This window comes from Streptomyces sp. NPDC001068 (genome assembly GCF_042897315.1).
Lineage (GTDB): Bacteria > Actinomycetota > Actinomycetes > Streptomycetales > Streptomycetaceae > Streptomyces.
Genome location: NZ_JBIAYD010000004.1, coordinates 479,672 through 493,413, shown reverse-complemented (window position 1 = coordinate 493,413; position 13,742 = coordinate 479,672). Strand labels below are relative to the sequence as shown.

Below are 13,742 nucleotides of genomic sequence, written 5' to 3'. Positions count from 1 at the left end.
GTGAATTCCCCCCGAATTCATAGGAGTCTGGGAGGAGGCGCGGCAGAAGGAGGGTGCCCGAGAACAGGAGTCGGCGACGGGACTTTAACCTGGCGCGTCTTCCGTTCCGCCACATCGACCCTGAGTCGATGACGGGATTCGAACCCGCACCCCCTTTCGGGGACCAGGGCCCTGAAGTATCCGTTGCCTGCGCACCGGGCACCCACCTTGAGCCGCGCCTCCCGAGTTCGGTGACACACGCACCGGGAGGTGCATGAAGCTTTGGTGTCCAGAGTTCAAGGCCGGCGGAACCGACGTAGGTGCTCTAACCCCTGAGCTACACCGGCGCGTTGTACCGGTGGCGGGACTCGAACCCGCGGCCGCCCCATTATGAGTGGAAGTAGGTCCTGCCTTCGCACCTGGACGTTCATCACTTTAGGAGGCGTGCCGCGGGCCGAGCGAGCGAATTTCCTAGCCGCGCTTCTGCCGCTTCCAGGGCCCCGTGATCGCGAGCATGATGCCCGGGGTCTGGATGTTGGCGTACAGGGTCCGGCCGTCGGGCGAGAAGGTGACGCCGGTGAACTCGCTGTATTCCGGGGCCTCTTCGGTGCCCGCGTTCAGTTCGTTGCGGGCGATCGGGTAGGTGCGGCCGCTGTCGGTGGCGCCGAACAGGTGCTGGAGGCCCTCACCGTCCTCGGCGATGACCAGGCCGCCGTACGGGGAGACGGTGATGTTGTCCGGGCCGTCGAAGTGGCCGTCCACGGACGGGTCCGGGTTGACGCCGATGAGGACCTTCAGCGTGAGGGTGCGGCGCCTGGGGTCGTAGAACCACACGGCACCGTCGTGCTGGACGGGGCTCTCCGCGCGGGCGTAGGAGGAGACGATGTACACGCCCCCGTCGCCCCACCACATGCCCTCCAGCTTGCGGGCGCGGGTGACCTGCCCGGCGGTGAACTGCTTGCGGACCGAGGTGGTGCGCGCGTCGCGGTCCGGGACGTCGGTCCAGTCGACGCCGTAGACGGTGCCGATCTTCGTGGCGCGCGCGAGGTCGTCGACGAACACGCCGCCGGAGTCGAAGCACTTGAAGGCCTGGAGGGTGCCCGCGTCGTCGGCGAGGGTGCGCAGCCGGCCGCGGCCGTGGTGGAAGTGCTCGGGCGGGGTCCAGCGGTAGAGCAGGCCGTTCGGGTTGGAGGCGTCCTCGGTGAGGTAGAGATGGCCGCGCCTGGGGTCGACGACGACGGCCTCGTGGGCGTACCGGCCCAGCGCCTTGACCGGCTTGGGGTTCCGGTTGGCCCGGCGGTCTCCGGGGTCGACCTCGAAGACGTAGCCGTGGTCCTTGGTCATGCCGTTGACGCCGGCCTTGTCCTCGGTCTCCTCGCAGGTGAGCCAGGTGCCCCAGGGGGTGCTGCCGCCCGCGCAGTTGGTGGCGGTACCGGCGATGCCGACCCATTCGGCGACCTTGTCGTGGCGCACCTCGACGACCGTGCAGCCGCCGGCGGCCGCCGGGTCGTAGACGAGTCCCTCGGTGAGCGGCACCGGGTGGGTCCAGTTGGCGCGGGGCCCGGCCAGTTCGTGGTTGTTGACGAGGAGGGTGGCGCCGCGCGGGCCGTCGAAGGTGGAGGTGCCGTCGTGGTTGGAGGGGGTGAACTCGCCCGTCTCCAGGCGGGTCCTGCCGCTGTAGGTGATGACGCGGTACTTGAAGCCGGCGGGGAGCGCGAGGATGCCGTCGGGGTCGGGGAGCAGCGGACCGTAGCCGACGCCGCCGTGCCCGTGCTCGTGTCCGTGGCCCGACTCGGCCGCGCCGGACGCCTCCGCCTCGGTCTCGGTGGCGGCGAGGGCGTTCGGGGCGGTGGCGAGGGCGCCGACGCTGCCCGCCAGCGCGACACCGGCTCCGGTGATCGCGGATTTCCTGGCGAAGTCCCTGCGGGTGAGCGACATGGTGTCTCCTGTGACGGTCGTAGTGCCGTGGCGGGTGGCGGACCTCAGGTCGGCGCACACGTTCCCGGCCGCTCCTGAACTCCGCCTGAACACGGGGCGACATCGGCTTCGGGACTTCCACGAATCCGTATGCGCCGTCCCACGGAACTCAAAAGCCACGCCCGGGGACACGTCGTGGGCCTGGGCCGCGGGCCGGCGGCGGCCCGGGCCCCGGCGGCGGGCCGACGGCCGCTCCCCGGCACCTCCCACGCAGGCACCTCCCGCGCAGGCACCTCCCGCGCAGGCACCCCGGCCCGCGCAGGCACCCCGGCCCGCGCGCTCCCGCACCGCCTCGGCCGGCTAACCCCCCTGCTGCGACCGCGCCTTGAACGCCGCCTTGCGGGCCTCCTTCGCGACCCTCTTGTCCGGGTGCAGGCGTCCCATCGCCTCCAGGACGTCGGCCGTGTCCGGGTGGTCGACGCGCCAGGCGTCGGCGAAGAACCCGGCGTGCTGCTCGGCCAGCCCCTCGACCAGGGCCTGGAGTTCCTCCGAGTTCCCTTCGGCGGCCAGTTGCGCGGCGACCGTGTCGATGGTCAGCCAGAAGATCATGTCCGGCGAGGGCGCCGGTACGTCGGCGGCGCCGCGCTCGGCCAGCCAGACCCTGGCCAGGCCACCCAGTTCGGGATCTCCGAGGACTTCGCGCAGTGCCGGTTCGGCCTCGGCGCCGACCAGGGACAGCGCCTGCTGGCAGCGCAGCCTGCGCAGTGGCGCGCCCACGTCCTCTCCCCGCGCGGCGGCCAGCAACTCGCGGGCGGCGGCGAGGGATTCACGCCGGTCCAGCCACTGTTCGGTCTCGGCCTGCGCGGCGCCCTGCGGAAACGCGGCCATGCCGTCGAGCAGTGCGTCCGCGCCCTTGTCGGCGAGTTCCCCGACGGCGGGTGCCTCGAAGCCGGCCTCCAGCAGCCGGGCCCGGAGCCCGTAGGCGCCGAGCGGGGTGAGCCGCACCATGCCGTACCGGGCGACGTCGTTCTCGTCGACCGGTCCGGCGGCGGGCTCCTCCTCGGCGTCGGCCATCAGCGCCTCGTCGACCGGCTGGTAGGCGACGAGCCCGACCGGCTCCAGCATCCGGAACTGGTCGTCGAGCCGCATCATCGCGTCGGAGACCTGTTCGAGCACGTCGTTGGTCGGCTCCCCCATGTCGCTGGGCACGATCATCGACGCGGCGAGCGCCGGCAGCGGGACCGGCGCCTCGCCGGGGCCGCCCTCGCTCACCGTCAGCAGGTACAGATTGCCGAGGACGCCGTCGAGGAACTCCGCCTCGGCCTCGGGATCCCAGCCGAGTGACGAGAAATCGACCTCGCCGCCCTCGCCGAGCGCGTCGACAATTCCGTCCAGGTCGGGCACGCCCGCGTCGCCGATCACGGTCTCCAGCGCGGCCTGCCAGACCGCGAGGACGTCGAGCGGCGAGCCGCCGGTGAGCAGGGCCAGCTCCTCGCCCGCCGCCACCGTCCCGGCCTCCTCGTCGACGATCTCGACGAGCCCGGTGTCCAGGGCGACCCGCCATGCTTCGGCGGTGTACGCGGGGGCGTCGTCCCCGGTGAGTCCGAGCAGCTCGGCGGCGGCCGGGAGCTGCTCCTCGGCCAGGCCGCCACCTGCGTCGACACGGGTGTCGGGGCCGGCCCAGCGGGCGAGCCGGGCGGCCCGGGAGAGCAACGGGGTGGCCAGCGCGGCACGTGCCAGCTCCGCTTCGGGACGCAACCGCACCGGCGGCAGGGGCGAGCTGTCTGACATCGGGTGGTTCTCCTCGGACGCCTCTACGGTCGTACGACGACAGGGACGCCGTACGCCGGCCGTACGACCATCTGGACGCCGTACGCCTCAGCCGCTCAGCCTAGACGGATTTCCACCCATGCCGCCCGGTTCATCTCCCCGCCGGGCTGCGCACATGGCCGAAACCTTGACAACTCCCCCTCGCAGGCACGAGATTGACGCGCGTAGAAAACAGGGGGGACAAGTGTTCACTCTACGTCTACGCGTGTCATGCCCATTACATGAGTACATGAGGCACCCTCGTCCCGGCACCGTTCATGTCCCCGGAGGGATTTCCTTGCCGAGCAGGTCTTCCGCGCGTCTCGCCGCGCTCACCGTCGCCGCCGTCTGCAGCGCCGCGTCCACCGTCGCCCTCACCTCGCCGGCCCAGGCCGACGGGCTGCGCATCCACGACGTCCAGGGCGCCACGCGCGTATCGCCGTACGCCGGGCAGAAGGTGACGGACGTCCCCGGCATCGTCACCGCCACGCGCACCTACGGCTCCTCGAAGGGTTTCTGGCTCCAGGACCCGGCGCCGGACGCCGACCCGGCCACCAGCGAGGGCGTCTTCGTCTTCACCAGTTCCGCCCCGAAGGCCGCGGTCGGCGACTCCGTCACGGTCACCGGCACGGTCTCCGAGTACGTCCCGGGCGGCGCAAGCACCGGCAACCAGTCGCTGACCGAGATCACCAAGCCGACGGTCACCACGGTCTCCACCGGCAACCCGGTCCCGGCACCGGTCGTGATCGACCGCAAGTCGGTCCCGGACGCGTACACCCCGGCGGGCGACACCGCCGCCGCGGGCTCGGTCAACGGGCTGACGCTGCGGCCGAAGAAGTACGCCCTGGACTACTACGAGTCCCTGGAGGGCATGAACGTCCAGGTCCGCGACACCCACGTGGTCACCGCCACCGACCCGTACGCCGAGCTGTGGGTCACGGTGAAGCCGCACGAGAACCGCACCGTCCGCGGCGGCTCGCTGTACCGCTCCTACCGCGACCAGAACACCGGCCGCCTCCAGATCCAGTCCCTGGGCGCGACCGCCGACTTCCCGGTGGCGAACGTCGGCGACACGCTGACCGGCGCCACGACCGGCCCGATGGACTACAACCAGTTCGGCGGCTACACCCTCGTCGCGAGCACGCTGGGCACGCTGAAGAGCGGCGGCCTGCAGCGCGAGACGACGAAGAAGCAGTCGAAGAGCGAGCTGGCCGTCGCCACCTACAACGTCGAGAACCTCGACCCCTCCGACGGCACCTTCGCCGCGCACGCCTCCGCGATCGTGAACAACCTCCAGTCGCCCGACATCGTGTCCCTGGAGGAGATCCAGGACGACAACGGCGCGACGGACGACGGCACGGTCGCCGCCGACGTGACGGTGAACAAGCTGATCGACGCGATCGTCGCCGCCGGCGGCCCGAGGTACGACTGGCGTTCCATCGACCCGGTCAACGACCAGGACGGCGGCGAGCCCGGCGGCAACATCCGCCAGGTCTTCCTCTTCAACCCCGCGCGGGTGTCCTTCACCGACCGCGCGGGCGGCGACTCCACCACCGCGGTGGGCGTCACCAAGGTGCACGGCGAGGCGCGGCTGACCGCCTCCCCCGGCCGCGTCGCCCCGGCGGACTCCGCCTGGAACGCCAGCCGCAAGCCGCTGGCCGGCGAGTTCACCTTCCGCGGCAGGACCGTGTTCGTGATCGCCAACCACCTGAACTCCAAGGGCGGCGACCAGAGCCTGACCGCTCAGTACCAGCCGGTCACACGCAGCTCGGAGGTCCAGCGCCACGCGCAGGCGACGCTGGTCAACGCGTTCGTCAAGAGCATCCTCGACGTCCAGAAGGACGCCGAGGTCATCGCGCTCGGCGACATGAACGACTTCGACTTCTCCGGCACCACCAAGATCCTGGAGAGCCACGGCGCGCTCTGGTCGGCGATCCGGTCCTTGCCGACCAAGGAGCGCTACACCTACGACTACCAGGGCAACGAGCAGGTCCTGGACCAGATCCTGATCAGCAAGGAGATCCGCCGGAACGGCGACTTCGAGTACGACAGCGTGCACATCAACTCGGAGTTCCACGACCAGATCAGCGACCACGATCCGCAGGTGCTGCGCTTCCGCCCCTGAGGTCCTTCCGGGGCTCCCGGTTCAGGACTGGCTGAACACCGTGTCCAGCCAGTCCTGCCAGGCGCTCCCGTTCGCCTCGGCGTCGGCGTCCGCCGCGAAGTCGTGGATGCTGATGCCCACCGGGGCGCCCCAGTGGTTGCGTCCGAAGAACCGGACGAGGGCGTCGTCGGTGCGCAGCCCGATGAAGTACGGGTCGCGGTAGTCGACCACCGCCTCCAGGGCCCGGCCGCCGGGTCCCCGCAGGCTCGCCTTCGTGCCTGCGGCCAGGCCGTCCGGCAGGCCGAGGGCGCGGCCCACGGCGTCGAAGGCGTCCGGCGCCTGGGACGCCCCGGGTCCGTCGAGCTGCGCGAAGGTGGCCGGGCGGGGCGCGAAGTTGACCAGGTACTCGCGCAGGGTGTGCAGGTAGAAGTCGGTGTGCCGGCTCGCGCCGTCGTACTGGTTGTCCCAGTCGTCGGTGAAGATCCCGCTGTGCACGTAGCGCACCCAGGCCCGGCGGCCGCCGTCCCGCGGTTCGATGACGTGCTCCAGCTGGTTGGCGCTCTGCGTCGGGAACCCGACGTCCTCACTGCGGACGATCAGGTGGTGCGGCGGCTCGTAGGCGGTCACGGTCGAGCCGAAGGCCGCCGCGCCGCCCACCCGGGGCTCGGGCGGGTCCATCGGCCACAGGTAGGCGCCGGAGCCGTTGGTGATCGCCTCCCACACCTCCTGGGGCGTGGCGTCGACCTCGAACTCGCGGGCGATCTCGAATTCCTTGGACATGTCGGGGCTCCTGCTGCCTACTGTTCCGGTTCGTGGGTGGCCCGCTCCGAGACCCCGGACCGGGACTCGGCCGCCGGGGGGATCCCGGCGGCGGGCGAAGGCCCGGCGGCCGCGGGACGGGACCGCCCGGCCGTCGGGTGGGTCCCGGCGGCCGGAGGGGTCTCCGGCGCCGGCCCGGTCTCGGTCTTGACCGTGGGGTGGAGGGCGACGACGATCCGGTGGTCCCGGCCGTCCTCGCCGTCCGGCGCGTCGTACTTGCGGATGAGCGCGCTCACGCCCGCCGTCAGCTCCTGCACGAACGCCGCGCGGTCGGCGGCGGAGGCGAAACGCACCTCGCCGTCCAGCGCGTAGGTCGCCAGCCGCCTGCGGGCCTTGGCGGCGCCGCTGATCAGCGTGCCGACGTCGCGCACCAGGCGGGCGCCGACCGCGAGCAGCCAGCGTGCGGAGAGCTGGTCGCGGAAGCGGTCCGGGTCCGGCTGCACCGCCGGCAGGGCGGCCGGCGAGATGACGTACGACGCGGCGGTCGCACGCATCAGCCGCTCGTTCACGTTGCCCTTGCGCCGCTCGCCGGCCAGTTCGACCAGGCCGTGCCGCTCCAGCGCCTTGAGGTGGTAGTTCACCTTCTGCCTGGGCAGCCCGACCCGGCCGGCCAGCATCGCGGCCGACGCGGGCGCGGCGGCCAGTTCGGCGAGCAGCCTGGCCCTTGTGGGGTCCAGCGACACCGCCGCGGCCTCGGGGTCCTCGATCACGGTCACGTCCAGCATGGCTCCACCCTCTCACCGAAAACTTTTCTTGTCCAGGCGGATCAGTTTTTCGGTGAGAGGGTGGGGGAAGCCGGCAGGAGAGCCCTTGGCCGGTCTCAGCGGCGGCGGCCCCGGCGCAGCGCGCCCATGACGAAGGCGCCGGCGAAGGCGAGGGCCGCGCCCGCGAGCAGCACCGGACGCGAGTGCCGCCGGGTACCCCGCAGGGCGCCGCGCGCGGACCGCGGGATGTGCTCCTCCGCGACGCGGCCGGCCTCGACGGCCTTCTCGGAGGCCAGATGGCCTGCCCGTTCCGCCCCTTCCTGGACGGCGTGCCCGGTCCTGAGCGCCTGCTCCAGCAGCCTGTGCCGCGCCTTCGTCATCTGCTCCTGGGCCGTGTGGCCGCGCCTCGCCGCCCGGTCCTGGGCGTGATGGCCGGCCCGGTTGGCGCCCTCGCGCAACTGGACGGTCAGCGCACCGGCCTTGTCCTTGAGATCGGCGGCGCGGGTCTGGGTGCGCCCCCTGAGGTCGGCCTTCGCCGCCAGCGAGCCCGCGGCGTCGGTGAGCCGGCCCCCCGTTCCGTGTGCGGTCCTCTTCGTCATCGCTCCTGCCCCTCCTGGTCTGGTCGGCGTCCACATGCGCGCCTGCGGACCTTCCGGGTACCCCGCAGGCGGGCGACCAGGCGGGTCGACCTGCGACAGAACCGCCTCCACGACCCGCCGGCCCTCCCGGAACCCACGTGTCCGCGAGGGCGATGATTTAGCTTTCCTAAGCCGTACTCGATAGAAAAATTAAGTGGAGCTAAGCTGTCGCGGCGCCGAGACTACCCCCATGACGAACCCACCCGGCTCCCGCCGCCCCTTCGGCCGCACCCTGTGCGCGATGGTCACGCCGTTCACCGACACGGGACGGCTCGACCTGGACGGCGCCCGGCGACTGGCCGCGCGGCTGGTGGCGGACGGCTGCGACGGCCTGGTGCTGAACGGCACCACCGGCGAGTCGCCGACCACCACGGACACCGAGAAGAGCGAGCTGATCTCGGCGGTCCGGGAGGCGGTGGGCGAGCGGGTGCCGCTCGTGGCGGGCGTGGGCACCGCGGACACCCTGCACACCGTGGAACTCGCGCACGCGGCCGAGAAGGCGGGCGCGGACGGCGTGCTGGTGGTGTCGCCGTACTACAGCAGGCCGCCCCAGGACGCGCTGGAGGCACACTTCCTGGAGGTGGCGGAGGCGAGCGGGCTGCCCGTGATGCTCTACGACATCCCCGGCCGCACCGGTACCCGCATCGAGCCCGAGACGCTGATCCGGCTCGCCGCGCACCCCGCGATCGTGGCCGTGAAGGACTGCTCGTACGACTTCCTCGGCACCCAGAAGGTGCTGGCGCGCACGGACCTGGCCTACTACGCGGGCTGCGACGAGCACGTCCTCGCCCTGTACGCGGTGGGCGCGGCCGGGTGTGTCAGCACGGTCGCGAACGTGGTGCCGGACCGGATCGCCGCGGTCCTCGACGCCTTCGACGCCGGTGACACCGCCCGCGCCGCGGAACTGCAGCTGCGGGCCACGCCGTTGATCGAGGCGATGACCGCCGCGGGCCTGCCGGGCACCGTCACGTCGAAGGCCCTGCTCGGCGCGCTCGGGCGGCCGGCCGGACCGGTACGCGCACCGCTGCGGTCCGCCGGCCGGGAAGCGGCCGACGGACTGCGGGCGGTGTACGAGGCGTTGGTGGCCGGCTGATCAGGGTGGCCGGCTGATCAGCGGCGGGCGAAGACGGGCTGCCACGTGTCGAAGTCGCCGTTGTCCTCCTTCCGGACGCCGCTCAGCGGCACGGTCCCGTCTCTGCCGATGGTCACCAGTACCAGCCGGGGCCGGTACGGCTCGTCCAGGCCGCCGACCCGCTCCCAGGCGATGAGCCGCCGGTCGTCGGCCCAGGCCAGCAGCTCGGCGCCGCGGACCTTCGTGACCTCCTCGCCGGTGCGGGGGTCACGGATCGAGGAGTACGACTTCCCGGGGGCGATCTCCTTGGTCAGACCCAGCGCGGCGAGCCGGCCGTTCGGGGACAGCCGGGCGCCGACGTCCGCCCGCAGGTACCGCTCGTCCGCCGGTGCGGCGATCCTCTCGCCGTCGAGGCCGTAGAACCGCTGTATCCCGTCCCGGTCGCCGACGACCTGCGCGTACACCTGCCCCCCGGTGCGACTGTAGGAGAAGTCCGCGCGCGCGAAGCTGTCCTTGCCGGCCTCGGCACCGGCCCAGGTGCCCTTGCCGGAGGCCACGTCGATGTCGTAGAAGCCGGTCCGGCTGGACGGGGTGGCCGCGGGTCCCCAGCCCAGGCCGCCCTTGACGTCCTCGACCCTGCCCCGCGTGTCGGGGTTCGCGCCGTACGTCGTCGCCAGCAGCCTGGTCCCGTCGTACGAGAAGGCGAGTCCGCCGACCCCGTGCTCGACCGGGATCCACCGCGCGACCTTCCTCGTCGCGAGGTCGAGCAGGCCGATCCGGCGGACGGGCAGGGTCTGCTCCAGCACGGCGGCCGTCCGCAGGCCCGGCGCGACGGCGACGAAGGCCCACCGGGCGTCCTTGACGTAGGTGCCGGTCCGCGGGTCTAGCAGCCGGTACGTGCGGACGCCGATCCCGCTGTCGTCCGTCAGGGGCACGGTCCGCGAGGTGTAGTACGCGGCGAGCGCCGTCTGCCCGGCCGCGACGAGTCGGCGCGGCGGCGACTGGTCCGGGTGTGCGGTGATCCCGTTCCGCTGCACGACCCCGGACGGACGCACGTCGCGCTTCCCGGCGTCCAGCAACGGCACCGCGACCGCGACGGCGACCACGGCGGCCGTCGCGGCGGCCGCCGAGGCGAGTCTGCGGGTACGGCGGCGCCGGCGGACGGCCAGTACCCGGTCGGCGAGGCCCGCTCCCGCCGGCGGCTGCGCGGCGGCCTGTTCGCGCAGCGCCTCCCGCACGAGTTCCTCGACGTTCACGGCCGCACCTCCACGGGCGAGTGGTCACGGGACGGCGGCTGCGCGCGCCCGGGCTCCGGGTCGAGTGCGGCCAGTTCGGGTGCGAGGGCGCGCAGCCGGGCCAGGGAGCGGTGGGTGGTGGACCGTACGGTGCCGACGGAGACGCCGAGCAGCCGCGCCACGTCGGCCTCCGGCAGGTCCTCGAAGTAGCGCAGCACCAGCACGGTCCGCTGGCGGGCGGTGAGCCGGGACAGGGCCGTGCGCAGGACGAGGCGGAGTTCGGCGGCGGACGCGGTGTCGGGGCCGGGCGGGCTCTCCGGGGGTTCCGCGACGCTGAGTTCGCGCCGCCGCCACTTCAGGCGCCAGCGGCCGATCTGCTGCCGGTAGAGGATCTGCCGTACGTAGGCCTCGGGCTCGTCGATGCGGTGCCAGCGGCCCACCGCCTTGATCAGGGCGTTCTGCAGCAGGTCCTCGGCCGCGTGCCGGTCGCCGCCGGTCAGCAGCACGGCCGTCCGCAGCAGTGCCGAGGACCGGCCGTCCACGAACTCCCGGAAACTCTCGCCCAGTTCCGCATCCATCGTCACCTTCTCTTCGCCCGGGCCCACCTCGTGTCCGGGCCCTGTACCCGTGCTGACGTGTACGGAGCCGCCCCGCTATGCCTTGTCCGGCACGGATCTTATTCACCGGTGTCCCACCCGCCCGCGGCCCTAGGTTGTCCCCATGAGCCGCCCCCTGTTGTTCCTGGACGTCGACGGCCCGCTCAACCCGTACGCGGCCCAGCCCGAGCGGCGCCCCGAGGGGTACACGACGATCCGGGCGACCGTCCGCCCGGGACGCCCGCTGCGGGTCTGGCTGAACCCGTCCCACGGTCCGGCGCTGCTCGCCCTCGGCTACGAGCTGTGCTGGGCGACCACCTGGATGGCCGAGGCGAACCGGTGGATCGGCCCGGTGCTCGGCCTGCCCGAGCTGCCCTACGTCGACTTCGGCAACGCCCTGCTGGCGGAACGGCCCGACGGGATCCACTGGAAGACGGAGGCGATCGTGGCCCGTGCCGGGGGCCGCCCGTTCGCCTGGGTGGACGACGAGCAGGGCCCGCAGGACACGCGGTACGTCCGCGCCCACCATCCCGTCCCGGCCCTGCTGCACCGCGTCAACCCCAGGATCGGCCTGCGCGAGCCCGACTTCGCCGTGCTGGCGGAGTTCCGGGCCTCCCTGCCCCAGGACGGTTGAGCGCCCTTGGGGCGGCCGAGGCCCCCGTACCGAGGCATGCGGCCGCAGACCGACCGGCCTCAGGGGTGAATCCGGCGGTCCGGTGATTTGCCGGGGGCGCGGCAGCGGGAAGGTCCTCCATGCACATCGGACAAGCCGCGTCCAGGGAGCGCCCCATGCCGAAATTCCTCATCCAGGCCACCTATACGCCCGAGGGCACGAGAGGCTTGCTCGACGAGGGGGCGAGCGGCCGCCGGGCCGCCGTCGAGCACGTCGTGGCCGGCCTCGGAGGCACCGTCGAGGCGCTGTACTTCGCGTTCGGCGAGGACGACTTCGTGGCCGTCATCGAGTTCCCCGACGCGGTCTCCATGGCCGCGGTCAGCCTCGCCGTCAAGGCGAGCGGGGCGCTCCGCACCCGGGCCACCCCACTCCTCACCGTCGAGGAGATCGACGAGGCCACCCGCCGCCAGATCACCTTCCGCCCACCGGGGCAGCCGTGAACACGGCCGGGACGTTGGCAAAGATGGACCGCCGGTAGGGAGCTGCGCGTCCGGTCTCCTCCAGCTGTCGTATCCATGCGCGCAGGTGCGAGTCCAGAACGACGCCGTAGGGCGGTCCCTCAGGGTACGGAAGAGCGTGGACCCTCAGCCGGATCTCCAAGCTCCTTCGGGTCACCGGGTCGATGGTGAGCGCCGCCATCCGTTCCTTGGCCTACTGGCCGAAGGTGATCGAGTCCGCGGCCGGGTCGATCTACCGGCCCTGCGATATGAGCGAGATGCTGCCTCCTGCTGACCCCGTGCGCCTGCACGCCTGCACGTGATCCTCGCGCACCTCGACAAGCAGGTGGCCGACTACGAAACCGTCGGCATCTACCTGCGGCTCCAGCGAGATGCCGTCCAGGCCGCGATCTTGAACGCCGACACCGCCGGGATGGCCCCGGGAGCCGTTGCGGCCAGGTCATCGAGGGGGCAATTGTTGAGTTCGGTGTCGTGGGCGGTGTGTCTCGTTACGCTCGCTGTACATCGAGGGGGCGTCATGACGGGCGTCGAGATCGCGGCCGGCCGCATGTTGGCGCCCTGAAGCTTCGGGGTGAGTTGCCGCCGGGTGGGTTCTGGTCTCGATGCTTGGCTGGGCGGTGCTGGGACGGGGGTTCGGGCAGCGGGTACTGGGGATGTGTCGGCCGGGGCGCGGGTGTTCGTCTCGCATGCGGGGTCGGATCTTGCGTGGGCGGAGTGGGTGGCCTGGCAGTTGCAGGATGCCGGGCATGAGGTGGAGCTGGATGCCTGGCACTGGGGGGCCGGGGAGAACTTCGTCCGCAACATGGACCGGGCCCTGGCGGCGGGGCCGATGGTGGCGTTGTTCTCGGCCGCGTACTTCGATCCTGAGCGGTGGACCGCTGAGGAGTGGACGGCGAGGCTGGCCGACCGGGAGGAGCTGATCCCGCTGCGGATCGAGGACTGTGTCGCTCCGCCGATGCTGCGGGCGTTGATTGCGCCGGCGCTGTTCGGGGTGGGCGAGGAGAAAGCACGCGAGGTGCTTCTGGCGGCGGTTGCGGGGCCCGCGGGGTCTCCGCGGATGAGTCCGGGGTTTCCGGGTGCAGGTGGTGGGGGCCGGTTGCGGAGTATGGGGGCGACCGGGCCGCGGCTGCCGGGTACGTTGCCGCGGGTGTGGAACGTGCCGGCGCGCAATGCCGGGTTCGTGGGCCGGGACGAGTTGCTGGTGGAGGTTCGTTCCCGGCTGGCGGGCGGGCGCGCGGTGACGGTGGTGGCGCTGGACGGCCGTGGTGGTGTCGGCAAGACGCAGCTGGCTGCCGAGTACGCGCACCAGATCGAGCGGGGAATCACGGGCAGAGCACGCCCCAGGTACAGGCACCCCCTTGGGTCTGCTGCAGGTTCGGGTGACGGGTTCGGTCACGTGATCTGGAGGGCCGGTGTGGTCATGACGGTTTCGAATTCGATGGGGGTCAGCCGGCACCGGGATGGAGGGGGCGCCGTTCCCGGCTGCGGGTTCGTAGTGGCGTGCGCGGAGTGCTCCCATCCTGTCCGCCGTCGACCCAGGCAGAGCCGAGCGGGCGTGGGTCGACGGCGGACGGGACGGGGCAGGTGGTGGGTTGATACGGGGCCTCGTACGATGCTCGTCGGGGCAAGGCGTCATCACTGGTCAATCGGTTGCCGGTAGGGCATGCACATCAACGGCCGAATCTGACTCGCTGCCTTTCATCCGAGACGGCGAATCCCTGCTGTCGGCACACTTCGA

General features: G+C 72.1%; 13 protein-coding genes. 6 read left to right on the top strand and 7 right to left on the bottom strand.

Annotated elements, in window-relative coordinates; all coding sequences use genetic code 11:
* Window positions 1-450: 450 nt before the first annotated feature.
* Together ACFY3I_RS14510 and ACFY3I_RS14505 are read right to left on the bottom strand one after the other, a co-directional pair.
* A complete protein-coding gene (locus ACFY3I_RS14510; RefSeq protein ID WP_390860801.1) occupies window positions 451-1,917 on the bottom strand; it encodes an alkaline phosphatase PhoX in 1,467 nt (488 codons plus the stop codon).
* Window positions 1,918-2,256: 339 nt separating this feature from the next.
* Window positions 2,257-3,687, bottom strand: a complete 1,431-nt coding sequence (locus tag ACFY3I_RS14505; RefSeq protein WP_390860800.1) for a hypothetical protein — start codon at window positions 3,685-3,687, stop codon at window positions 2,257-2,259.
* Between the two features lie 316 nt (window positions 3,688-4,003).
* On the opposite strand from ACFY3I_RS14505, the gene ACFY3I_RS14500 reads away from it, so the two are divergent.
* Window positions 4,004-5,830, top strand: coding sequence for an endonuclease/exonuclease/phosphatase family protein (locus ACFY3I_RS14500; RefSeq protein WP_390860799.1), 1,827 nt, complete (start codon window positions 4,004-4,006; stop codon window positions 5,828-5,830).
* A 21-nt stretch (window positions 5,831-5,851) separates the two neighbouring features.
* Here ACFY3I_RS14500 and ACFY3I_RS14495 read toward each other — a convergent pair whose 3' ends face one another.
* From ACFY3I_RS14495 to ACFY3I_RS14485, 3 genes are all read right to left on the bottom strand, one after another.
* The gene (locus tag ACFY3I_RS14495) at window positions 5,852-6,589 is read right to left on the bottom strand and encodes an SRPBCC domain-containing protein (protein ID WP_390860798.1); all 738 of its coding nucleotides are present in this window, start codon (window positions 6,587-6,589) and stop codon (window positions 5,852-5,854) included.
* 17 nt (window positions 6,590-6,606) lie between these two features.
* Complete coding sequence (locus tag ACFY3I_RS14490) at window positions 6,607-7,353, bottom strand: helix-turn-helix domain-containing protein (protein ID WP_390860797.1); 747 nt, start codon at window positions 7,351-7,353, stop codon at window positions 6,607-6,609.
* Between the two features lie 95 nt (window positions 7,354-7,448).
* Window positions 7,449-7,931: a hypothetical protein gene (locus ACFY3I_RS14485; RefSeq protein ID WP_390860796.1), complete on the bottom strand. Its 483-nt coding sequence runs from the start codon at window positions 7,929-7,931 to the stop codon at window positions 7,449-7,451.
* Between the two features lie 229 nt (window positions 7,932-8,160).
* Here ACFY3I_RS14485 and dapA point away from each other — a divergent pair, with 229 nt between their 5' ends.
* Entirely contained in the window at window positions 8,161-9,063 is a 903-nt protein-coding gene (dapA, locus tag ACFY3I_RS14480; protein ID WP_365283451.1) for a 4-hydroxy-tetrahydrodipicolinate synthase, read from the top strand.
* A gap of 17 nt (window positions 9,064-9,080) precedes the next feature.
* On the opposite strand, the gene ACFY3I_RS14475 is transcribed toward dapA, so the two are convergent.
* Window positions 9,081-10,298, bottom strand: coding sequence for a WD40 repeat domain-containing protein (locus ACFY3I_RS14475; protein WP_390860795.1), 1,218 nt, complete (start codon window positions 10,296-10,298; stop codon window positions 9,081-9,083).
* A complete protein-coding gene (locus ACFY3I_RS14470; protein WP_365283447.1) occupies window positions 10,295-10,855 on the bottom strand; it encodes a SigE family RNA polymerase sigma factor in 561 nt (186 codons plus the stop codon). The genes ACFY3I_RS14475 and ACFY3I_RS14470 overlap by 4 nt, the downstream gene beginning before the upstream one ends.
* A 142-nt stretch (window positions 10,856-10,997) precedes the next feature.
* Between ACFY3I_RS14470 and ACFY3I_RS14465 the strand changes: the two genes are divergently transcribed.
* From ACFY3I_RS14465 to ACFY3I_RS14450, 4 genes are all read left to right on the top strand, one after another.
* Window positions 10,998-11,507 carry a hypothetical protein gene (locus tag ACFY3I_RS14465; RefSeq protein WP_390860794.1) on the top strand — a complete coding sequence of 170 codons (510 nt, stop codon included), beginning with the start codon at window positions 10,998-11,000 and terminating at the stop codon, window positions 11,505-11,507.
* A gap of 155 nt (window positions 11,508-11,662) precedes the next feature.
* A complete protein-coding gene (locus ACFY3I_RS14460; protein WP_390860793.1) occupies window positions 11,663-11,986 on the top strand; it encodes a GYD domain-containing protein in 324 nt (107 codons plus the stop codon).
* A 316-nt stretch (window positions 11,987-12,302) separates the two neighbouring features.
* Window positions 12,303-12,566 carry a hypothetical protein gene (locus tag ACFY3I_RS14455; protein WP_390860792.1) on the top strand — a complete coding sequence of 88 codons (264 nt, stop codon included), beginning with the start codon at window positions 12,303-12,305 and terminating at the stop codon, window positions 12,564-12,566.
* Between the two features lie 9 nt (window positions 12,567-12,575).
* Window positions 12,576-13,664, top strand: coding sequence for a TIR domain-containing protein (locus ACFY3I_RS14450; RefSeq protein ID WP_390860791.1), 1,089 nt, complete (start codon window positions 12,576-12,578; stop codon window positions 13,662-13,664).
* Window positions 13,665-13,742 lie beyond the last annotated feature (78 nt).

Coding starts and splice junctions, on each gene's coding strand:
- ACFY3I_RS14510 (WP_390860801.1), bottom strand. CDS start 1,917: ATGTCGCTCACCCGCAGGGACTTCGCCAGGAAATCCGCGATCACCGGA.
- ACFY3I_RS14505 (WP_390860800.1), bottom strand. CDS start 3,687: ATGTCAGACAGCTCGCCCCTGCCGCCGGTGCGGTTGCGTCCCGAAGCG.
- ACFY3I_RS14495 (WP_390860798.1), bottom strand. CDS start 6,589: ATGTCCAAGGAATTCGAGATCGCCCGCGAGTTCGAGGTCGACGCCACG.
- ACFY3I_RS14490 (WP_390860797.1), bottom strand. CDS start 7,353: ATGCTGGACGTGACCGTGATCGAGGACCCCGAGGCCGCGGCGGTGTCG.
- ACFY3I_RS14485 (WP_390860796.1), bottom strand. CDS start 7,931: ATGACGAAGAGGACCGCACACGGAACGGGGGGCCGGCTCACCGACGCC.
- dapA (WP_365283451.1), top strand. CDS start 8,161: ATGACGAACCCACCCGGCTCCCGCCGCCCCTTCGGCCGCACCCTGTGC.
- ACFY3I_RS14470 (WP_365283447.1), bottom strand. CDS start 10,855: ATGGATGCGGAACTGGGCGAGAGTTTCCGGGAGTTCGTGGACGGCCGG.
- ACFY3I_RS14465 (WP_390860794.1), top strand. CDS start 10,998: ATGAGCCGCCCCCTGTTGTTCCTGGACGTCGACGGCCCGCTCAACCCG.
- ACFY3I_RS14460 (WP_390860793.1), top strand. CDS start 11,663: ATGCCGAAATTCCTCATCCAGGCCACCTATACGCCCGAGGGCACGAGA.